Annotated in this window: 21 protein-coding genes; 7 read left to right on the top strand and 14 right to left on the bottom strand. The window is 62.2% G+C overall.

All coding sequences use genetic code 11. The features are described from left to right. Nucleotides 1–70 precede the first annotated feature (70 nt). The 12 genes from M0654_RS18490 to M0654_RS18435 form a co-directional block, all read right to left on the bottom strand. Nucleotides 71–1000 (bottom strand): glutaminase, encoded by a 930-nt coding sequence (locus M0654_RS18490; protein WP_248684346.1) that lies wholly within the window; start codon nucleotides 998–1000, stop codon nucleotides 71–73. A gap of 30 nt (nucleotides 1001–1030) precedes the next feature. Further along, nucleotides 1031–1546, bottom strand: a complete 516-nt coding sequence (locus M0654_RS18485; protein ID WP_118851210.1) for a MarR family winged helix-turn-helix transcriptional regulator — start codon at nucleotides 1544–1546, stop codon at nucleotides 1031–1033. Nucleotides 1547–1550: 4 nt separating this feature from the next. After that, nucleotides 1551–2234 (bottom strand): ABC transporter ATP-binding protein, encoded by a 684-nt coding sequence (locus M0654_RS18480; protein ID WP_390920762.1) that lies wholly within the window; start codon nucleotides 2232–2234, stop codon nucleotides 1551–1553. Then, nucleotides 2234–2983 carry an ABC transporter ATP-binding protein gene (locus M0654_RS18475; protein ID WP_248684345.1) on the bottom strand — a complete coding sequence of 250 codons (750 nt, stop codon included), beginning with the start codon at nucleotides 2981–2983 and terminating at the stop codon, nucleotides 2234–2236. The genes M0654_RS18480 and M0654_RS18475 overlap by 1 nt, the downstream gene beginning before the upstream one ends. After that, nucleotides 2976–3953 (bottom strand): branched-chain amino acid ABC transporter permease, encoded by a 978-nt coding sequence (locus M0654_RS18470; RefSeq protein ID WP_248684344.1) that lies wholly within the window; start codon nucleotides 3951–3953, stop codon nucleotides 2976–2978. Before M0654_RS18470 ends, M0654_RS18475 begins: the two co-directional genes overlap by 8 nt. A 16-nt stretch (nucleotides 3954–3969) precedes the next feature. Then, nucleotides 3970–4893, bottom strand: coding sequence for a branched-chain amino acid ABC transporter permease (locus M0654_RS18465; protein WP_118851206.1), 924 nt, complete (start codon nucleotides 4891–4893; stop codon nucleotides 3970–3972). Nucleotides 4894–4902: 9 nt separating this feature from the next. Further along, complete coding sequence (locus M0654_RS18460; protein WP_118851205.1) at nucleotides 4903–6039, bottom strand: ABC transporter substrate-binding protein; 1137 nt, start codon at nucleotides 6037–6039, stop codon at nucleotides 4903–4905. A 146-nt stretch (nucleotides 6040–6185) separates the two neighbouring features. Continuing rightward, entirely contained in the window at nucleotides 6186–7811 is a 1626-nt protein-coding gene (locus M0654_RS18455) for an AMP-binding protein (RefSeq protein WP_248684343.1), read from the bottom strand. Between the two features lie 165 nt (nucleotides 7812–7976). Further along, nucleotides 7977–8498: a winged helix DNA-binding protein gene (locus tag M0654_RS18450; RefSeq protein WP_118851702.1), complete on the bottom strand. Its 522-nt coding sequence runs from the start codon at nucleotides 8496–8498 to the stop codon at nucleotides 7977–7979. Between the two features lie 58 nt (nucleotides 8499–8556). Next, nucleotides 8557–9546: a TRAP transporter substrate-binding protein gene (locus tag M0654_RS18445; protein ID WP_248684342.1), complete on the bottom strand. Its 990-nt coding sequence runs from the start codon at nucleotides 9544–9546 to the stop codon at nucleotides 8557–8559. Between the two features lie 23 nt (nucleotides 9547–9569). Next, nucleotides 9570–10886 (bottom strand): TRAP transporter large permease, encoded by a 1317-nt coding sequence (locus tag M0654_RS18440; RefSeq protein WP_118851203.1) that lies wholly within the window; start codon nucleotides 10884–10886, stop codon nucleotides 9570–9572. A 2-nt stretch (nucleotides 10887–10888) separates the two neighbouring features. Continuing rightward, on the bottom strand, nucleotides 10889–11473 hold the full coding sequence (locus tag M0654_RS18435; protein WP_248684341.1) for a TRAP transporter small permease: 585 nt from the start codon (nucleotides 11471–11473) through the stop codon (nucleotides 10889–10891). Between the two features lie 196 nt (nucleotides 11474–11669). Here M0654_RS18435 and M0654_RS18430 point away from each other — a divergent pair, with 196 nt between their 5' ends. The 5 genes from M0654_RS18430 to M0654_RS18410 all read left to right on the top strand — a co-directional run bounded on the left by M0654_RS18430 (nucleotide 11670) and on the right by M0654_RS18410 (nucleotide 18418). Continuing rightward, the gene (locus M0654_RS18430) at nucleotides 11670–15281 is read left to right on the top strand and encodes a hydantoinase B/oxoprolinase family protein (protein ID WP_248684340.1); all 3612 of its coding nucleotides are present in this window, start codon (nucleotides 11670–11672) and stop codon (nucleotides 15279–15281) included. Between the two features lie 57 nt (nucleotides 15282–15338). After that, a complete protein-coding gene (locus tag M0654_RS18425; RefSeq protein ID WP_248684339.1) occupies nucleotides 15339–15524 on the top strand; it encodes a hypothetical protein in 186 nt (61 codons plus the stop codon). 62 nt (nucleotides 15525–15586) lie between these two features. Beyond that, a complete protein-coding gene (locus tag M0654_RS18420; RefSeq protein WP_248684338.1) occupies nucleotides 15587–16813 on the top strand; it encodes a TIGR03862 family flavoprotein in 1227 nt (408 codons plus the stop codon). Nucleotides 16814–16900: 87 nt separating this feature from the next. Beyond that, nucleotides 16901–17614: a YoaK family protein gene (locus tag M0654_RS18415; protein ID WP_248684337.1), complete on the top strand. Its 714-nt coding sequence runs from the start codon at nucleotides 16901–16903 to the stop codon at nucleotides 17612–17614. Nucleotides 17615–17629: 15 nt separating this feature from the next. Beyond that, nucleotides 17630–18418 (top strand): YdcF family protein, encoded by a 789-nt coding sequence (locus tag M0654_RS18410; protein WP_248684336.1) that lies wholly within the window; start codon nucleotides 17630–17632, stop codon nucleotides 18416–18418. 10 nt (nucleotides 18419–18428) lie between these two features. On the opposite strand, the gene M0654_RS18405 is transcribed toward M0654_RS18410, so the two are convergent. Further along, the gene (locus tag M0654_RS18405) at nucleotides 18429–18902 is read right to left on the bottom strand and encodes a hypothetical protein (protein WP_248684335.1); all 474 of its coding nucleotides are present in this window, start codon (nucleotides 18900–18902) and stop codon (nucleotides 18429–18431) included. A gap of 127 nt (nucleotides 18903–19029) precedes the next feature. Here M0654_RS18405 and M0654_RS18400 point away from each other — a divergent pair, with 127 nt between their 5' ends. Further along, complete coding sequence (locus tag M0654_RS18400; RefSeq protein WP_248684334.1) at nucleotides 19030–19686, top strand: trimeric intracellular cation channel family protein; 657 nt, start codon at nucleotides 19030–19032, stop codon at nucleotides 19684–19686. Nucleotides 19687–19690: 4 nt separating this feature from the next. Here the strand turns inward: M0654_RS18400 and irrA are convergent, their stop codons facing one another. Further along, a complete protein-coding gene (irrA, locus tag M0654_RS18395) occupies nucleotides 19691–20110 on the bottom strand; it encodes an iron response transcriptional regulator IrrA (RefSeq protein WP_118851194.1) in 420 nt (139 codons plus the stop codon). A 315-nt stretch (nucleotides 20111–20425) separates the two neighbouring features. Between irrA and fabA the strand changes: the two genes are divergently transcribed. After that, complete coding sequence (fabA, locus tag M0654_RS18390; protein ID WP_248684333.1) at nucleotides 20426–20941, top strand: 3-hydroxyacyl-[acyl-carrier-protein] dehydratase FabA; 516 nt, start codon at nucleotides 20426–20428, stop codon at nucleotides 20939–20941. The last annotated feature ends 26 nt before the right edge of the window (nucleotides 20942–20967 follow it).

Here is a 20967-nt window from a genome sequence, read left to right as displayed (position 1 = left end):
TAGGCTTGGACATCAAACGGAAGGCCCGGCTCGACGCCGGGCTTTTTCGTTTGGGCTGTTGGGAAATTCCTCATGGTCCGAAGACGGACCACCCGGTGCGATGCGCCAGCATTTCCAGCGCCAGCGACCCGAGCAGCGAGTTGCCGTGGTTGTTGAGGCCGGGTGACCAGACGGCGACCGACGCCTTGCCGGGCGCTACCGCTAGGATGCCACCACCAACGCCGCTCTTGCCGGGCAGGCCGACGCGGTAGGCGAAGTCGCCAGAGCCATCGTAATGGCCGCAGGTCAGCATCAGCGCGTTGATACGGCGCGCCCGCTGGGGCGACACGACCGTGTGGCCCGTCAGCGGGTTGCGGCCCGAGGCTGCGAGGAAGAGACCGGAGCGGGCAAGCTGCGTGCAGGTCATGGCGAGCGCGCAGTGGTGGAAATAAACGCCCAGCACATGCTCCACCGGATGGGTAAGCTTGTTGAAGGAGCGCATGAAGTTCGCAAGCGCAAAGTTCCGGTAGCCTGTGGCATGCTCCGACTTTGCCACTTCCGGATCAATCGCGATCGTATCGTCATCCGCGAGGTAGCGCACGAAGCGGACGATCTCGCCAATCGCCTCGCGCGGTGTGTGGCCGGCGAGCACAAGGTCGCTCACGGCAATCGCGCCAGCATTGATGAAGGGGTTTCGAGGCTTCCCCTCCTCATGCTCGAGCTGCACGATGGAGTTGAAGGCCGAACCCGAAGGCTCGCGCCCGACGCGGTTCCAGGTCGTTTCGCCGTGCTTGCCGAGCGCCAGCGTCAGCGTGAAGACCTTTGAGACGCTCTGAATGGAAAAGGGAACGTCGGCGTCACCGGCCTTGTAGGTCTGGCCGTCGACATCGATGATCGCAATGCCGAACTTCTTCGGGTCGACATGCGCGAGCTGGGGGATGTAATCGGCAACCTTGCCCTCCCCCAGACGCGGCTGAAGCTTCTCGTGGATCTCGTCGACGATGGCCTGCAGGTCTGGCATGGGGATCTCTTGAGCGTGGCGTTGGGGCGCCTACTGTTCGAAGGCGCTGCCGGACAGATGGTTTCTGGCGGAGCTTTTCACGGCGCCGATTTCCGTCCAGAGCGAGGCGATCATCGCAGGGTCGACATCGGCCATGATGTCGCGCAGCCAGCCTTCATGCGCCGCTGCCATGCGCTCGAAGAGCGAGATGCCGTCGGGCGTGAGAATGGCAACGGTGACGCGGCGATCGCCTTCCGGCGTGAGGCGCTGGACATGGCCGTCCGCTTCCAGCCTTTCGACGAGGCCGGTGACGTTGCCGTTGGTGACCATGGTACGCTTGGACAATTCGCCGAGGCGCAGGCCGTCCTTTTCGCGGTAGAGCTGCGCCATCAGGTCGAACTGCGGCAAGGTGGCGCCGAACTCGCTGCGCAGACGGCGCCGGATTTCCGTGGTGATGAGCTTTGTCGTGGAAAGCATGCGCAGCCACAGCCGGGTTTCCGGCTTGTTCTTGCCATGTGGTCCATGGACGATCAGTTCCAGATCGGCGCTCGCCACTTCCCCATCCATCGCTTTACACCCCGAGAAATCGATCCTGCAGTTCGGTCGTCAGGTCGGCCGGCTTGCCGCTCCAGGCGCTTTTTCCGTTTTCCAGAATGACGCAGCGGTCTGCAACCGGCAAAAGCTCCGAAAGCGTCTTGTCCACTACAAGAATGGACAGGCCTTCATCTTTCAACCTGCGGATGGCGCTCCAGATGTCCTGGCGGATCACCGGGGCCAAGCCCTCCGTTGCTTCGTCAAGAATGAGAAGGCGCGGGTTCGTCATCAGTGCGCGGCCGATCGCCAGCATCTGCTGTTCGCCACCGGACAAGGAACGCGCCATCTGCGCATGCCGTTCCTTGAGCCGCGGGAAGAGATCGTTGACGCGCTCGAGCGTCCACTGCCCAGGGCGCGCAGCGGCAACCAGGTTTTCGTGCACGGTGAGGTTCGGGAAGCAGCGACGGCCTTCCGGCACCAGGCCGATGCCGAGCCTTGCCACCTTGTGCGGCGGCTGGCGATCGGTCGGCTTGCCGCCGAACACAATCCGGCCGGAGCGTGGCGGCATGAGGTTGCAGATCGACTTGATCGTTGTCGACTTGCCCATGCCGTTGCGGCCCATCAGCGCGACCGCCTCGCCTTCCTGCATGAAAAAATCGACGCCGAACAGCGCCTGGCTGCTGCCGTAGAAGGTGGCGATATTTTCGACCTGGAGCAACATCAGTCGTGGTCTCCGAGATAGGCGCTGCGGACGGTCGGATCGCGCCGGATCTCGTCGACCGTGCCGGTGGCGATGACGCGGCCATAGACCAGCACCGAAATTCTGTCGGCAAGCGCGAAGACGGCGTCCATGTCGTGCTCGACCAGCAGGATCGGCGCCTCCTGGCGAAGCGTATCGAGGAAACCGGTGAGCGCCTTCGAGCCTTCCGGGCCCATGCCCGCCATCGGCTCATCCAGAAGGAAGGCCTTCGACTGGAGCGCCAGCGCCATGGCGATCTCCAGCTGGCGCCGTTCGCCATGCGAGAGCTCAGCAGCGGGAATGCGGGCGCGCTCGGTCAACCCGACGCGCTCCAGCATGGCCATCGCCTTGTCGATCAGGCCCTGGTCGCGCATCACCGGCTTGAAGAAGCGGAAGCTTGAACCTTCCTTGGCCTGGGCGGCCAGCATGACATTGCGCAGTGCCGAGAACTCCGGCGCAATCGACGACACCTGGAAGGTGCGGCCGAGCCCAAGCCTTGCCCGTTCGGCGACACTCAAGCCTCCGACATCTTGGCCCGCAAAGCGGATGCTGCCGGAATCCTGCCGCAACGTGCCGCAGATCTGGTGGATGAGCGTCGACTTGCCAGCCCCGTTCGGGCCGATCAGCGCGTGGATTTCACCCGGGCGAAGATCAAGCGTCACGCCATCGGTCGCCCGCAGGGCACCAAAATTCTTGACGAGGTTCGAGATCTGAAGGATCGGCTCAACCATGTTTGGCCTTTCCGGCAAGCAGGCCCACAAGGCCACCGCGGGCAAAAAGCACGACGAGCAGCAGGATCAGGCCGAGGAAGAACTGCCAGCGTTCCGTGATGCCGCCAAGCGCATATTCGAACGCGACATAAAGGGCTGCACCTGCGAGCGGGCCGAAGAGCCGGCCAGTACCGCCGAGGATGATCAGCACGATGAGTTCGCCCGACATGTGCCAGGAGAGCATCGAAGGGCTGACAAAGCGGTTGAGATCGGCAAACAGCGCGCCGGCAAGACCCGTGATCATGGCCGATAGCACAAAGCCCGTCAGCCGGATGCGGTAAGGCTGGATGCCAACCGTCGCGACGCGCACCTCGTTCTGCCGGGCTGCCTGCAGGGCCGCGCCGAAGCGGGACGCGCGGATTACCGCGAAAAGCGCGATGCCGACCAGCAGGATGACATAGCAGATGAGGAAGAAGTTCATCGGCACCATGGTCATGACGCCGGGGAACTGGTTGCGCACCAGGATCGACAGGCCATCCTCGCCGCCATAGGCCGGCCAGGACACCGCGAAGTAGTAGACCATCTGCGCAAAGGCGAGCGTGATCATGATAAAGTAGACGCCCGAGGTGCGCAGGCTGATGGCGCCGATGGCAAGGCCGACGAGGCCGGCGAGCGCCATGGCGACCAGCCAGATGATCCACATCTGGTTCGTGCCCGACAGGCCAAAGAGCACCGGTTCACCCGAAAAGCTGTGCGAGGCGAGAATGCCGGCGACATAACCGCCGATGCCGAAGAAAGCCGCATGGCCGAAAGAAACCAGACCACCGACGCCGAGCGCCAGGTTCAGGCCCGTTGCCGCGAGCGCCAGAATCGCAACGCGGGTCGCAAGCGTGATGTAGAATGGCTGGCCGGCGGCATTGGCAATGAGCGGTATCGCCAGCAAAGCGACGGCCAGGATGAGGTTGATGAGGTTTTCGCGGGTCAAGATCATGATCGAACCGGAAGCCTCACGCATGCGCCGGCGGGAACAGGCCCCGCGGCTTGACGGCCAGGATGATGGCCATGACGATGTAGATCAGCATGGATGCAACGGCACCGCCGATGGCACCCGCCTGCGCCGGCGGCACGAAGAGCACCATCAGCTTGGGCAGCAGGAAACGTCCCATCGTATCAGTGACGCCAACCAGCAGAGCACCGAGCAGCGCGCCCTTGATTGAGCCGATGCCGCCGATGACGATGACCACGAAGGCGAGGATCAACACCGGTTCGCCCATGCCGACCTGTACGGACTGGATGGCGCCGACCATGGCGCCCGCAAAGCCAGCGAGTGCTGCGCCAAGCGCGAAGACGACGGTATAAAGCGTGCGGATATCGACGCCGAGCGCGCCGATCATTTCGCGGTCGCTTTCGCCGGCGCGAATGCGCATGCCAAGCCGGGTGCGGGAGATCAGCATGTAGAGTCCGAAGGCGACAAGCGCGCCGGCGGCAATGATGGCCAGCCGGTAGACCGGATATTCCGTACCACCGGGAAGCGCTACGGCGCCCTGCAACAGCGGCGGAATGTCGAGATAAAGCGGGAATGAGCCGAAGAGCCAGCGGGTACCTTCGGAAAACATCAGGATCAGCGCGAAGGTCGCCAGCACCTGGTCGAGGTGATCGCGGTCGTAAAGCCTGCGGATGACGGCGAGTTCGACGATCGCGCCGGCGGCCGCCGCCGCAACGAGGCTGGCGACGAGGCCGATCCAGAACGAGCCGGTCCAGGCTGCCACGGCGGCGCATGCGAATGCGCCGACCATGTAGAGCGAGCCGTGAGCGAGGTTGATGAGGCCCATGACGCCAAAGATCAGCGTCAGCCCGGCAGCCATGAGAAACAACATGACGCCGAGCTGAATGCCGTTCAGCAACTGCTCCAGAGCAAGTGCAATGGTCACGTGGCGACCTTAGAGCTTGCAGTCTTTGGCGTAGGCATCGCCGTGGTCGGTGAAGATCTTCTCGACGGTCTTGTTGGTGAGCACGCCATCCTTCTTGATGACTTCCGTCAGGTAAATGTCCTGGATCGGATGCTGGTTGGTGTTGAACTTGAAGTTGCCACGCGGCGACTGGATCTCAGCCTTCTTCAGTTCGGCTGCAAATGCATCGGCATCCGAAACGCTGGCCTTCGACGCGGCAGCGAGGATCAACTGGGCTGCGTCATAAGCCTGGACGGCGTAGATCGACGGAAGGCGGTTATATTCCTTCTGGAAGTCGGCAAGGAACTTCTTCGATGCCTCGTTGTCGAAGTCCGGAGCCCACTGGCCGGAAGCCTTGGCGCCGAGCGCCGCATCGCCGATTGCCGGCAGAACGTCCTGGCTGAAGGAGAAGCCGGGGCCCATGACCGGGATCTTCACGCCGGACTGTGCGAACTGCTTCATGAAGGCGATGCCCATGCCGCCCGGCAGGAAGACGAAGATGCCATCGGCACCGGATGCACGCATCTGGGCGATTTCAGCGGCGTAGTCGGTCTGGCCGACCTGGGTGTAGACTTCGGCTGCCAGCTCGCCCTTGTAGTAGCGCTTGAAGCCGGTGAGCGAATCCTTGCCGGCCGGATAGTTCGGGGCCAGGATGAACATCTTCTTGAAGCCCTTGTTGGCGTATTCGCCCATGGCTTCATGCAGGTTGTCGTTCTGGTAGGCGGCGTTGAAATAAAGCTTGTGGCAGTTCGCGCCAGCAAGCTGTGCGGGAGCCGCGTTGGTCGAGACGTAGAACTTGCCCTGGGCAACCGCGCTCGGCGCAACCGCCATCAGAAGGTTCGACCAGACGATGCCGGTGAGGATGTCCACCTTGTCGGACTGGATCATCTTGTCGGCGATCTGCACGGCCAGTTCCGGCTTCTGTGCATCGTCTTCGGTAACGACGGTGATGTCCTTGTTGCCGGCATTCTTGATGGCCAGCATGAAGCCGTCACGCGTATCGATACCGAGACCAGCGCCACCGCCCGAAAGGGTGGTGATCATGCCGATCTTCACCGGATCGGCGAAGGCAAGGCCGGAGGCGCTCAGGCTAAGCGCGAGCGTGGCCGCAGCGAGCATTTTCTTCATCTAACAAGCTCCCAATTGTTGTTGTTTGTATCGTTCCCAGATGCCGGCGGCGGAGGTGTTCCGCCGTGGTCTCTTTCTGTCTTCCACATTTGCGTGGAAACTTCCACTCCGGCCCGATGCCGGAGGCTATTCAATGCGAACTATGGTTACGCCGACAGCTTCTGCTTCAGCCGGAAACGCTGGATCTTGCCGGATTCAGTCTTCGGCAAGGCGTCGGTGAAGATGATCGAGCGCGGATACTTGTAGGGCGCGATCACTGACTTGACGTGATCCTGGAGGATCTTGACCATCAGGTCGCTCGGCTCGTGTCCCTTGGCCAGCACGACATGCGCCTGGACGATCGTCCCGCGCTCCTCGTCCGGCACGCCGATCACGGCGCATTCGAGCACGCCATCATGCTTGAGGAGCGCGGCTTCGACTTCGGGACCTGCAATATTGTAGCCAGCCGACACGATCATGTCGTCGGAGCGGGCCGCGAAATGGAAGTAGCCGTCCTCATCCTGCACGAAGCTGTCGCCGGTGAGGTTCCAGCCGTCCTTCACGTAGTCCTTCTGCCGCTCGTCGGCGAGGTAACGGCAGCCGATCGGTCCCTTGACCGCGAGCCGCCCAACCGTACCGCGCGGCACTTCGTTCATGTTGTCGTCGACGACAATCGCTTCGTAGCCGGCGAGCGGCTTGCCGGTGCAGCCGGCCTTGAAGTCGTCCATCCGGTTGGAGATGAAGATGTGCAGCATCTCGGTTGCGCCGATACCATCGATGATCGGCTTGCCGGTCTTCTTCACCCACTCCTCGAACACGGGCGCGGGAAGCGTTTCACCGGCCGACACCGCAACCCGCAACGAGGAAAGGTCGGCACCGCCGTCCATGGCCGCCAGCATCGCACGGTACGCGGTCGGGGCGGTGAAGCTGATCGTCGCCTTGTAGGTCTCGATGATCTCGATCATCTTTGGCGGCGTTGCCTGCTCGAGCAAGGTTGCGGCCGCACCGAAACGCAACGGGAAGATTGCCAGGCCGCCGAGGCCAAAGGTGAAGGCAAGCGGCGGCGAACCGACGAAGACGTCGTCGGGCGTGACGTTCAAGACTTCCTTGGCGAAGGCATCGGCGATGATCAGCAGGTCGCGATGGAAATGCATCGTTGCTTTCGGCACACCGGTCGAACCGGAGGTGAAGCCGAGCAGTGCAACATCGTCGCGACCGGTCTTTACGGCCTCGTAGCGCACCGGCTTGTTCAGCGCAGCGCGATCAAGTTCTGCATCGTGGTTGGCGGTGCCATCGAAGCCGACGACGAGCGTCGGGTATTTGCTCTCCTTGGCGGCCGCGACCATCTCCTCCATGAGGCGGGTGTCGCAGAGGCAGAGCTGGATTTCAGCCTTTTCGATCGCCTTCACCAGTTCGCCAGCGCGCAGCATAGGCATGGTGTTGACCACCACGAGGCCAGCCTTCGTCGCGGCAAGCCAGCACGCCACCATGGCCGGGTTGTTTGCGGAGCGAATCAGGACGCGGTTGCCCGGCTTGAGGCCGTAGTCTTCGGTGAGCGCGCGGGCAATGCGGTTTGTCCAGTCGGCCAGTTCCTTGTAGGTGCGGCGGCGGCCGTTGCCGATAAGCGCGGTATGATCGCCGAAGCCCTTTTCGACCATGCGGTCTGTGAGCTCGACCCCGGCATTCAGCCATTCCGGATACTGGAAGTCTCCCAGCTTGATCTCCGGCCACTGGTCAAAGGGCGGAAGATTGTCGCGAGCAAACGTGTCCTGGTGGCCTGAGGGTCCCAACATGCTTTTCGTTCCCAAGTGTTTTTTATTCTATGCGGCTTTGTGCCTTTCGCGCAGAAAAGCACCGCTCGTTCACGGTTGCAAGAGAGAAACTTTAAGTTTGTAATATTTTCGTTCCGGCTTACGCGCGTCCGGCGGCGGCAACGACGATGGGAGCGCGTCGAGCGCTCAAAGCGAGGCAGCGGCGCGGGCAGCCTGGTCGTAGTGGCCAGACAGGGCACGCAGGCGCGATGCCATGGCCGACAGTGTCTCGCCGGAGACTTCCGTTGCCAGGACCGACTTCACCAGAAGCGCCTCACGCATGGCAGCGTATTTTGCGCAGGATTCGGCGCCCATTGGGGTGATCATCACCAGCTTTTCCTTGCCGCGCCGGCCTGACTTGATGAGCTTCAGCCGCTCCAGCTTCTTCAACGCATAGGTGACGACATGGGTGTCCTCGATGTTGAGAACGAGCGCGATGTCCGCCAGCGTCTTCGGCTTGTTGCGGCTGTTGATGTGGTGCAACACCAGAACGTCAATCGGCGACAGATCCGGCACGCCGGAGGCTGCCATGCAGCGGACCATCCAGCGATTGAAGGCATGATGCAGCATGATCATGCCAAATTCGATTTCGGAAAGCGCCGGCAAGGCACCGGTTGCAAGATGACCCGATGAGACGATCGGCCCGAACTCGTTCTTGTCCGATGACATGGCGTTCCCTCCGAAAACAATGCGCCGCAAGCTATGAAGCTCGCGGCGCATGCTGGTCTTACATCTTCTTGTAGGCGTCAAGGATGGCAGCACCGTCTGCGCCAGCCTTTTTCAACCAGTCTTCGGTCAGCTTTGCGCCAACGTCAGCCAGGCCCTTCTTCAGCTCTTCGCTCGGCTCAACGACCTGCATGCCGTTTTTCTGGAGCGTCTCCATGTAGGCCTTGGTCTTTTCAACGCCGAGCTCCCAACCACGCGCTTCAGCGGCAGCAGCAGAATCGGTGACGGCTTTCTGGATTTCCGGATCGAGCGCTTCGAAAGCAGCTTTGTTGACGAAGGTGATGTTCTTCGGAATCCAGGCCTGGGTGTCGTAGTAGTGGGTCAGCGATTCCCAGATCTTGGAATCAACGCCGGTGGCGCTCGAGGTCATCAGGCTTTCGACGACGCCGGTTGCCAGCGCCTGCGGCAGTTCGGCGGCCTGGACGGTGACCGGCTGGGCGCCGACGAGTTCCGCGATGCGCGAGGTGCCGACGTTATAGGCGCGCCATTTCAGGCCCTTGAGATCGGCAACGCTGTTGACGTCCTTCTTGGTGAAGACACCCTGCGGCGGCCACGGCGTTGCGTAAAGCAGCTTGAGGCCCTGCTCATCGAGCGCCTTCTCGATTGCCGGCTTGGACGCTTCGTAAAGCTTCTTCGACTGCTCGAAGCTTGTTGCGAGGAACGGCACGACGTCGATGCCGAAGACCGGGTTTTCATTTTCGTGCAGCGAGATCAGCACTTCGCCGGCCTGGGCTTGGCCGGTCTGGACAGCACGCTTGATGTCCGGGGCCTTGAAGAGCGCCGCGTTCGGGTGAACGGTAATCTTCAGCTTACCACCGGAAGCAGTGTCGACGTCCTTTGCGAACTGCATCAGGTTTTCGACATGGTAGTTCGCCGGCGGATAGGCAGAAGGCAGAACCCAGGCTGTCTGCGCCCAAGCGGTCCCCGAAGCCGCCAGAATGGCGGCGGCGGCAATGCCCATTCGTGTGAGGCGGGATATCGTTTTATGCATTTCCATTCCCCTTGTTGTGAACATTAACCCGGATAAACCATTCGTGGCAGAACCAACACGATGTCCGGGAAGATCGTGAGGACTGCAACTGCTGCCAGAAGCAGGAAGAAGAACGGAAGCGCGGCCTTGGCAACGGTGAGGCTGTCGCGCCCGCTCATCGTCTGGAGAACAAAGAGGTTGAAGCCGACCGGCGGCGTGATCTGCGCCATCTCGACCATCAGGACGAGGAAGATACCGAACCAGACCAGGTCGAAACCCGCCTGCTGGATCATCGGCAGGACCACCACCGTTGTCAGGACGATCATCGACAGTCCATCGATGGCGCAGCCGAGCAACACATACATGATCGTCAGGACCGCAATCAGCGCGTAGGGGCTGAGCTGGAAGCTGTCGACCCAGGAGGCAAGCGCGTTCGGAATGCCGGTATAGCCCATGGCGATCGACATATAGCCAGCGCCGGTCAGGATCAGCATGATCATCGACGTCATGCGGGTGGCGCCCATGATACTGTCGATGAAGGTCTTCCAGGTGAGTGCCCGCTGCCAAAGCGCGATGACAAGCGCGCCCAGCACACCCCAGGCCGCACATTCGGTTGCTGTTGCCCAGCCGAGCAGCAGCGCGCCGAAGACGGTGAGGATCAAAAGCGCCAGCGGAATGAGGTTGAGCGTTTCCTTGAGCTTGGCACGGAAAGGCATGCGCGGCTCTGGCGGCGGGCTCTGGTCCTTGTTCATCAGGTGCCAGACGACGATGGCGCCCATGTAAAGCCCCATGACAATCACTGCTGGAAGGAGCCCCGCCATGAACATCTGGATGATTGAGACATTGGCCGCCACGGCATACACGATCATCGGGATCGATGGCGGGACGAGGAAGCCGAGCGTGCCAGCGCCTGCGAGCGAGCCGAGCGCAATGCGTTCGTTATAACCTCGCTTCTTCAGTTCCGGCAGGGTGATCTTGGCGACCATGGCCGTGGTCGCGGCCGACGAGCCGGAGACGGCGCCAAACAGACCGCAGCCCAGCACGTTGACATGCACGAGGCGACCGGGCAACCAGTTGAGCCATGGTGCGAGGCCCCGGAACATCTCGTCCGACAGGCGCGTGCGGAACAGGATCTCGCCCATCCAGATGAAGAGCGGTAGCGCGGCAAGGCTCCAGGAGGCGGCGCCACTCCAGGCATTGGTGGCAAGTGCCGCACCAAGCTGGATGCCCGCCGGTGCGAATTGCATGGCGATAAAGCCGCAGATCAGCAGCGCTGCGCCGATCCAGACACCTCCGACAAGGAGGAGAAGCAGGGAACCGAGAATCAGGCCGGAGACTTCGACAAGGTGGCTCGCGTCCATGGTCAGGCCCCGCTTTCCATGATGCGCTCGATGAGTTCCTCATCGTTGCTGACGGGAGGCTTCTCGTAGCGCGGGCTGCCGCCGAAGAGGACATGGATGAGTTCATCGGCAAAGGCCAACGCGAGCAGGGCAAGCCCCACCGCCATGGCCATCTGCGGGATCCAGAGCTTCACCGCGATCACGCCCTGCGAGACATCGTTGAACTTCCACGACGTCCAGGTCATGTCGATCGCGTACCAGGCAAAATAGGAGACAGCGACGGTGCCGATGGCGGTGCAGGCGATCTCGACGATGTGCCGGGCGCGACCGTTCAGGCGGTCGATCACCAGCCCCATGCGGATGAGCTCCGCAGAGCGGAAGGTGTGGGCGAGTGCCAGGAAGGCGCAGGCGGCCATGCACCAGGCCGTGAAGTCATCACCGGCGGGGATATCGATGCCCAACGGGCGACCTGCCGAGAGCGACAGCATGATGACGAAGATCGCGACAAGGAAGATGCCGCCGAGATATCCGGCTCCGAGGTAAAGGGCATCCAGGCCCTTGCGAAGCCATTCGGGAAAAACACTGTGGCGAGGATCAGCCGTGGACATGGCAGGTCCTCCGCGCTGAGGTGCGGATAAGCGTCATTTGGCTCCCCTCGGTTGCCAGCTGGGGCCAGGCTCTTGGCGGCCGGTGCCCTTCGTTTGAGCATGATGCAGCAACAGGCAATTTCCTGTCAACTTATCATTGACGTTTTATCGACGAAATGTTTTCGTTGGCGCAAAGCACATCCTGAAGGGGCGGAACATGACGAACGGCAAGTGGGATTTCTGGATCGATCGCGGCGGCACATTCACCGATATCGTCGGCCGCCGGCCGGACGGGACGCTTGTGGCGCACAAGGTTCTTTCGGAAAATCCGGAAGCCTATCGTGATGCCGCCGTGCAGGGCATTCGCGAGCTTCTGGGGCTGAACGCTGGCGAGCCCATCCCCTCCGACCTCATCGGCGCAGTAAAGATGGGCACCACGGTTGCGACCAACGCGCTCCTGGAGCGCAAGGGCGAACGCACCCTGCTCGTCACGACGCGCGGTTTCCGCGATGCACTGGCGATCGGCTACCAGGCGCGTACCGATATCTTCGCCAAGAAGATCATCAAGCCGGAACTGCTCTACAGCGGCGTGGTCGAGGTGGATGAGCGCGTTCGCGCCGACGGCACGGTCGAAGCCACACCCGACGAGGCAGCCGTTCGCGCCGACCTGCAGGCTGAGTATGATGCGGGCTTCCGCGCTGTCGCGATCGTCTTCATGCATGCCTATCGTTATCCGGCCCACGAGCAGGCAGTGGCCACCATTGCCCGCGAGATCGGCTTTACTCAGGTCTCCGTCAGCCATGAAGTTTCGCCGTTGATCAAGCTCGTCGGCCGCGGCGACACGACGGTGGTCGATGCCTATCTTTCGCCGATCCTGCGCCGTTACGTCGACCAGGTGGCGAGCGAACTTGGCGCCGATGGCGAAGGTGGTCCTCAGTTGATGTTCATGCAGTCCTCTGGCGGCTTGACGGCCGCACGGCTGTTCCAGGGCAAGGACGCGATCCTTTCCGGCCCCGCCGGCGGCGTCGTTGGCGCGGTGGAAACCTCCCGTCTCGCCGGCTTCGACCGCATGGTCGGCTTCGACATGGGCGGAACCTCGACCGACGTCTCTCACTATGACGGCGAACTCGAGCGCTCGTTTGAAACCGAGGTCGCGGGTGTGCGGATGCGCGCACCGATGATGTCGATCCACACGGTGGCGGCCGGTGGCGGCTCGATCCTGCATTTCGAGAACGGTCGTTTCCGGGTTGGGCCTGATTCGGCAGGGGCCAATCCGGGCCCCAAGGCCTATCGTCGTGGCGGGCCGCTGACGGTGACAGACGCGAACGTCATGCTCGGCAAGCTGTCGCCCGAGCTCTTCCCGAAGATCTTTGGCCCAAACCGCGACCAGCCGCTCGATGCCGATGCCGTGCGTGCCGCCTTTGAAGAAATGGCGAAGGTGGTGGGCGACGGCCGCACGCCGGAAGACGTGGCCGACGGTTTCCTGGCGATCGCGGTCGAGAACATGGCAAACGCCGTGAAGAAGATCAGCGTGCAGCGCGGGTATGACGTGACGCATTATGCGCTGACCTGCTTCGGCGGCGCAGGCGGCCAGCATGCCTGCCTCACAGCCGATGCGCTCGGCATCTCCACCGTGCTCATTCACCCCTTCTCGGGGATCCTTTCGGCCTATGGCATGGGGCTTGCCGATATTCGCGCCACACGCCAGCGCACCGTTTCGGCACCGCTCGCGGCCGCCCTGGCGGAGCTTGCGCCGGTGCGCGATGAGCTGACGGCGAGCGTGCTGGAAGAAATGGCGTCGCAAGGCGTCACCGGTGAGCATGCCGACGTGCTGCATCGCGCCCACCTCCGCTATCAGGGCACTGACACGACGCTTTCCGTCGCGGTCACTGATGCTGCAGACATGACCGCCGCCTTCGAGGCAGCCCACAAGAAGCAGTTCGGCTTCATCTTCGAAAACCGCGACATCATCTTCGAAGCCTACGAGGTCGAGGCGATCGGTGGCGGAGCCGATTCTTCCGAACCCGAATTCGATCTCGATGTCGCAATTCCCCAGGCTGGGGAACAGACAAAATTCTTCTCGGGCGGTGCGTGGCGCGATGCCCCCGTCCACCGCCGATCCGACATCGGCCCGGGTGCGCGTGCGAACGGCCCCTGCCTGATCGTCGAGCCGCACCAGACGATCGTGGTCGAAGAAGGCTGGGCCTTCGAGATCACCCGCCTCAACCATGTCGTGCTGAAGCGCGTTGCCGAACTGTCGCGCGCCAAGGCTGTCGGCACGCAGGCCGATCCGGTGCTGCTGGAAGTGTTCAACAACCTTTTCATGTCGATTGCGGAGCAGATGGGCGTGACGCTGCAGAACACCGCTTCCTCCGTCAACATCAAGGAGCGGCTGGACTTCTCCTGCGCGGTCTTTGACGAAAACGGCGCGCTTGTGGCGAACGCACCGCATATGCCGGTGCATCTCGGCTCAATGGACCGCTCGGTCGAAACGGTGATTGCAGCGAACAAGGGCAAGATCCGCCCCGGCGACGTTTTTGCGCTGAACGCGCCTTACAATGGCGGCACACATTTGCCGGACATCACCGTCGTGACGCCGGTTTTTGACGAGAAGGGCGAGAACATCCTCTTCTACGTCGCTTCGCGCGGCCACCATGCTGACGTGGGCGGCACGGCTCCGGGTTCCATGACGCCGCTTGCGACGACCGTGGATGAAGAAGGCGTGCTGTTCGACAACGTGCTGCTCGTCGACCGCGGCCGCTTCGATGAAGTCGGCATCACCAAGCTCCTCTCCGAGCATCCCTACCCTGCCCGCAACGTGGCGCAGAATGTCGCCGACCTGCGTGCCCAGATCGCCGCCAACGAAAAGGGCGTGCACGAGATGCGCAAGATGATCGCGCAGTTCGGGCTCGATGTGGTGCAGGCCTATATGGGCCATGTGCAGGACAACGCCGAAGAAAGCGTGCGCCGGGTTCTGGAAAAGCTGAACGACGCCGAATTCACCTACCCGACCGACCAGGGCGGCGTGATCAAGGTGAAGATCACCGTCGACAAGGAAAAGCGTGAAGCGACCGTCGATTTCACCGGCACGAGCGAGCAGAAGAAGAACAACTTCAATGCGCCGGAACCGGTGACGCGTGCGGCCGTGCTTTATGTCTTCCGGGTGATGGTGGAAAGCTCGATCCCGATGAATGCCGGCTGCTTGAAGCCGATCCGCATCATCGTTCCGGAGGGTTCGATGCTGAAGCCGCAGTACCCGGCCGCGGTCGTTGCCGGCAACGTGGAAACGTCGCAGCATGTGACGAACGCGCTCTTCGGTGCGCTCGGCGCGCTCGCCGCAAGCCAGGGCACGATGAACAACCTCACCTTCGGCAACGACACCTACCAGTACTACGAAACGCTGTGCTCAGGTTCGCCGGCGGGGCAGTTCAACGACGGCAGCGGTTTTGACGGCACGGATGCGGTGCATGTGCACATGACCAATTCGCGCCTGACGGACCCGGAAATCCTGGAAACGCGCTATCCGGTACTGCTGGAAGACTTCCACATCCGCGACAATTCCGGCGGCAAGGGCAAGTTCAGCGCCGGCAACGGTACCAAGCGGACGATCCGATTCCTTGAGAAAATGGATTGCGCGATCCTTTCCTCGCACCGGACGATCCGGCCGCACGGACTGGCCGGCGGCGAAGCGGGCGAAATGGGTCGCACAACCGTACGCCGCCTGGACGGCACGATCGAAGAACTGGCTGGCTGCGACCACACAATCATCGATGCCGGCGAAGCGGTCACCGTGCAGACGCCAACGGCCGGTGGTTTCGGAGCGGCTTGAGGGAACATGGTGATGCCGTGTCCGGTTCCTCTTGCAGCAAATGAGAGGAGATCGGACATGGCCACAGACGATGCCGGCAAAGGCAATGCGACACATAACCCGGATGCCGTTCCGCCGGGAACTCCCAATGCGGGCGAAAACCTCTGCCGACACTGTGCCGGCACCGGCAGGGTGGATGGGGAGGCCTGCCCGGACTGCGATGGCACCGGCAAGGTGGTGACACCCGTCGGCGGCGCCGGTTAACCCAACACGGCTGACGTAATGGCTCCGGCCGTGTTATGAGCCGCCCGCGATGGAGGCGGCTCATGGCCCAGAAGACGATAGCGATCATTGGCGGCGGACCCGCGGGACTGATGGCGGCGGAGGTGCTTTCCACCGGCGACCACCGCGTAACGGTCTATGAAGCGATGCCGACCTGCGGCCGCAAGTTCCTGCTCGCAGGCAAGTCGGGCCTCAACATCACCCATTCGGAAGAGTTCGACCGGTTCCTGACCCGCTACGGCGCGGCCTCGGGCGCGCTATCGGACGCCATCAAAGCTTTCACTCCGTCCGATATTCGGTCCTGGGCGGCAGGACTCGGCACGGAAACCTTTGTCGGAAGCTCGGGCCGTGTCTTTCCGACCGCGATGAAGGCGTCGCCGCTTCTGCGCGCCTGGCTGAAGCGGCTGGAAGCACAGGGCGTCGAGATCAAGACACGGCACCGCTGGACCGGTATCGATGGCAACAGCTTGCTTTTCACGACGCCTGCAAGCGAGACCATGGTTCAACCCGATGCGACGTTGCTGGCGCTTGGCGGCGCCAGTTGGCCGCGGCTGGGCTCCGACGCCGCCTGGGTCCCGTGGCTCAAGGACAAGGGCGTCGCAATCAACCCCTTCCGCCCGGCGAACTGCGGCTTTGATGTCGATTGGAGCGAGAGTTTTCGCGAACGCTTCGCGGGCCATCCGGTGAAGTCTGTGCTGACCACGTCGGACGCCGGCAGCCACCAGGGCGAGTTTGTGATTTCCCGGCATGGGATCGAGGGTAGCCTTGTCTATGCCCATTCGGCAGCATTGCGCGACCAGCTTGAGGCTGAAGGCCGGGCGGTGCTGGTGCTCGACTTGGCACCGGGGCGGACTGAGGAGCGGCTTACCCGGGATCTCGCGCGGCAGGATGCGAAGGCGAGCTTCTCGAACCGGCTGCGCAAGGGTGTTGGCCTTGAGGGCGTCAAGGCGGCGCTATTGCGTGAACTCGTGCCTGCTGCCAACCGCCTGACGCCGGAAGAGCTTGCCCGGACCATCAAGGCGCTTCCGCTCGCTGTCCTGCGGCCGCGGCCGATCGAGGAAGCCATTTCCTCGGCGGGCGGCGTGGCTCTGGATGCGCTGGACGAAGGCTTCATGATCCGCACGCTACCGGGTTTGTTCGTGGCCGGCGAAATGCTCGACTGGGAAGCGCCGACCGGCGGTTATCTCCTCACCGCCTGTTTTGCCACCGGGCGGGCTGCCGCACAGGGCGTGCAGGCCTTTGTAGGTACCGGCACGAAAAATTCCTCTTAGCCACTTATTTGCCAATCTCGGTCATTGTTCCTGATCAAGGCATGCTCCGGCTGTTTCGCCTAGAGCACCCGCTTGAGGTGACGGTAGATGACTTGGATTAGACGACGGCGCCTGGTCAAGAAGCGGCGCACTTTCACGGGCCTGACTTTGGTGGCTGCGATTTCCTTTATCGCGGGCATGGCCGATGCCGTGGGGCTGATGCTCTGCGGCGACTTCGTATCCTTCATGACGGGCAACACGACACAGGCCGCACTTGCCTTTGCCGGCGGCGACTATTCGCACGCCATTATCCTGTTTGGCGCGCTCTGGGTCTTCATCTTCGGCAACGCTGCCGGCATCGTGCTTGCCCATAGCCTTTCGGCCCGGCGCTCCTTCGTGGTGCTGACGGCGGTCGCCACCATTCTCGCCGTGGCGGCATTGCTCCCGGATAGCAGCCACGCCCGCGTGCAGTTTTACCTGATCGTGTTTGCGATGGGCATGATCAACGCCACCGTCGAGCATATCGAAGGGCTACCGATCGGCCTCACCTATGTCACCGGCGCACTTTCGCGGTTCGGGCGCGGTATCGGCCGCTGGCTGATGGGAGACCGCAACCCGACAGGCTGGATCATCCAGACCGTGCCCTGGACCGGCATGGCCTGCGGCGCTGTCTCGGGCGCTTTCCTCACGAATTATGCTGGCGATCGGGCGCTCTGGGCTGTATCTGGCTTGTCACTGGCAGTTGCACTTGCAACCGCCCTCCTGCCGCGTCCGCTCCATCTGCATTTCCAGCAGCCCATTCACCGAGGACGGTGCGCCTGACGATCCGGAGAAGGCATGTTTCTGCTCTCAAAGCTGTTCTGGGTATTTGCGCAACCGCTGTCGATCGCGTTCGTCCTGTCGCTCTTGGCCGCACTGCTTGGGCTTGGCGGATGGCATCGGCTAGCCGCGTCCTCGGCTTTCGTCGCGGCGCTCCTGCTGTTCGTCACGCTGTTCACCTCCACGGGAACGGTCGCACTGCAGGTGCTTGAGGAACGCATCCCGAAGCCTGCGTCTGACCCCGCCGAAATCTCCTGCATGATCATTCTCGGTGGCGCCTTCGACAACGAGATCAACACGGCGCGAGGCGGCATTGAGCTCAACCAGGCAGCCGATCGTTTCGTCGAAGCCTTGCGGCTGGCGCGCAATTACCCGGAAGCGCGCATCCTGGTATCGGGCGGCGATGGCTCGATCAGCTCCGATTACGAGGGCGAGGCAGTGACGGCCGAGCGCTTCTTTACCGCCTTCGGCATTCCGGCCGAGCGTCTCGTGAAGGAAAACACGTCGCGCACAACCTATGAAAACAGCCGCAACACGGCCGAACTCCTGAGCTCCCACGGCTTCCAGGACTGCCTGCTGATCACCTCGGCCTTCCACATGCCCCGCTCGGTTGGGTTGTTCACCAAGGCAGGAATCAAGGTCACGCCGTGGCCGGTGGACTACAGGACCAGCGGCATCGCCAGGCTGTCGTTCGATTTCACCCAGCCGGCGCTGAATGCACAGCTGACGACGACGGCCGTTCGCGAATGGCTGAGCCTCACGGCCTACTACCTTGCCGGCCGGATCGACACATGGTTCCCGCGGTAAGCGGGCTGCATCACTTCTTCGACAGGATGTTGAAGTCGAGCCCACGCACCCGCGCCCGCATCTCGCAAGGCTTGGCATCCGTACGGCCGCAATATCGCGGGTGCATGGTCAGGTTGAAGACCATGTTGCCGAAATACTGGACGAACTCGTAGCTGTAGAGCTTGGCGGTAGCGACCATGATGTAGCCGCCTTCCTTCACCTGCACATAGAAGTTGTTGACGCAGCCTTCCGCATCGCAGGCAGGACCACGTTTGCCATCACAGACGAGCTTGCTGTGGTCGGAGACCAGATCGATGATGCCGTCGTTGTTGATGTCGAAGCGCTTGATGAAATCCGGATCGAACTGGGCGATCTTGCATTCGCTGCGGAAGTGGTTCTTCTCGTAGATCTCCGGGTCGCTGATCAGTTTGGCTTGCGAAAACGCCTGGCTCGACACGGCCAGCAGCGCAACGACCTGCAGGAGAATGATCAGCAGCTTGTTCACGGTCTCACCTTCTTAGAATCATCATGTCCTGCGCACGGCTGCAGATGACGCGCGCAATCATCAAGGGCTATGCTAACAACGGGCACTTGCGCGACGCTGGAACGGGCGCGCAGGGCGGGAGCGGCCAATGACCTTGATGATGATGCTGGATTACGTGGGTGTCGCGCTGTTTGCGGCAACCGGTGCGCTTGCGGCCTCGCGCAAGCAGCTCGACCTGATCGGCTTTCTGTTCTTTGCGGCCGCGACCGGGCTTGGCGGCGGTACGCTGCGCGATCTCGTACTCGGCCGCACCCCGGTCTTCTGGGTGCTCGACCCGACCTATATCCTGGTCGCGACGATGGTCGGCGTCATCGTCTTCTTTACCGCCCATCGCATCGAATGGCGCTATCGATTGCTGATCTGGCTCGATGCGATCGGTCTTGCCGCCTATAGCGTGCTGGGCGCCGCCAAGGGTTTTGACGCGACCGGTTCTGCGACCATCGCAATCGTCACCGGAGCGATGACGGCGACCTTCGGCGGTATCCTGCGTGATCTTCTCGCCAACGAGGCTTCGGTGCTGTTGCGGCCGGAGATCTACATCACTTCGGCGCTGGCGGGCGCTGCCGGTTATACCGCGGCCTACTCACTGGAATTCGGCCTATGGACGAGTTCGGCGCTTGGCGTCTCCATTGCCTTTGCGCTGCGTGGTGGCGCGATCCATTATGGCTGGACGCTGCCGCGCTATCGTCCGCGGCCCGGCCGGGACGCAGAAGAGGCGTTAAGGGGAAAGAAGCGGGAGGACTGAGAGCTCAGGACTTCTTCTTTTCGCGCAGGCGGATGATGACGTCCACATGGGCGATTTCCATTCCTTCCGGCGCTTCCGGCAGGTTGCCGATCTGCAGATTGCTGACCGGGATGTCGAGGACTTCGTTGCGCCCTTCGACAAAGAAATGGTGATGATCGGAGATGTTCGTGTCGAAGTAAGTCTTGGCGCTTTCGACCGCGAGAACCCGGATCAGCCCTGCTTCGGTGAACTGGTGAAGCGTGTTGTAGACCGTTGCCAGCGAAACCGGCACGCCGGCAGCTTCCGCTTCCTCGTGCAGTTCTTCCACGGTGAGGTGCCTGTCGCCCTTGGCGAATAGCAGGTCGGCCAGGGCAACGCGCTGACGCGTAGGGCGCAGACCAAAGTCGCGCAGTCTCGTCTCGATGTCCCTTGCGGCTTGCGCCATGTGTACTGCAGCTCCTGCGGTCTCGAACCGCCTTCGGTATCTTGACTGCGCGATATAACTTTTACTGCAAGGACTTTCAATAGTTTCTCATGGAAGCCCGCTTTCAGGGCCGGTAAAATAGCATGTTCCAGGCATTTGCCTCTGGTTTGCGCCCTAGGCTTCCTATATGCGAACCTGATCATCGTGATGTTCCAGCGCCTTGCCGTCCCCAGGCAAGGCACGAGGAGCATCCCAAAGCTTCAAATCCGGCTGGTCTTGCACTAAAGCTGCAGCGTCGGACAGATAGGTTTAAACACGCGGGGGAACCGGAAACTAATGGCACCCAGACAGTCCAGCTTCTCGTATGACGAACTCATTGCTTGCGCTCATGGAGAGCTCTTCGGCCCCGGCAACGCACAGCTGCCCCTGCCGCCGATGCTGATGGTGCATCGCATCACCGAAATTTCCGAAACCGGCGGCGCTTTCGACAAGGGTTACCTGCGGGCGGAATATGACGTGCGTCCGGATGACTGGTATTTCCCCTGCCACTTCGAAGGCAACCCGATCATGCCGGGCTGCCTCGGCCTGGACGGCATGTGGCAGCTGACCGGATTCTTCCTCGGCTGGCTTGGTGAGGAAGGCCGCGGCATGGCCCTGTCCACCGGCGAGGTGAAGTTCAAGGGCATGGTTCGGCCGCATACCAAGCTCATTGAATACGGCATCGACTTCAAGCGCGTGATGCGCGGCCGGCTGGTGCTCGGCACGGCCGACGGCTGGCTGAAGGCCGACGGCGAAACCATTTACCAGGCGACTGACCTACGCGTCGGTCTGTCCAAGGAAAAGACGGCCTGAAGCCAATTCAGGTGACTGGTGGAAAC

The sequence above is a fragment of the Neorhizobium turbinariae genome, assembly GCF_023223505.1.
Lineage (GTDB): Bacteria > Pseudomonadota > Alphaproteobacteria > Rhizobiales > Rhizobiaceae > Neorhizobium > Neorhizobium turbinariae.
This window is presented reverse-complemented; position numbering and strand designations above follow the sequence as displayed.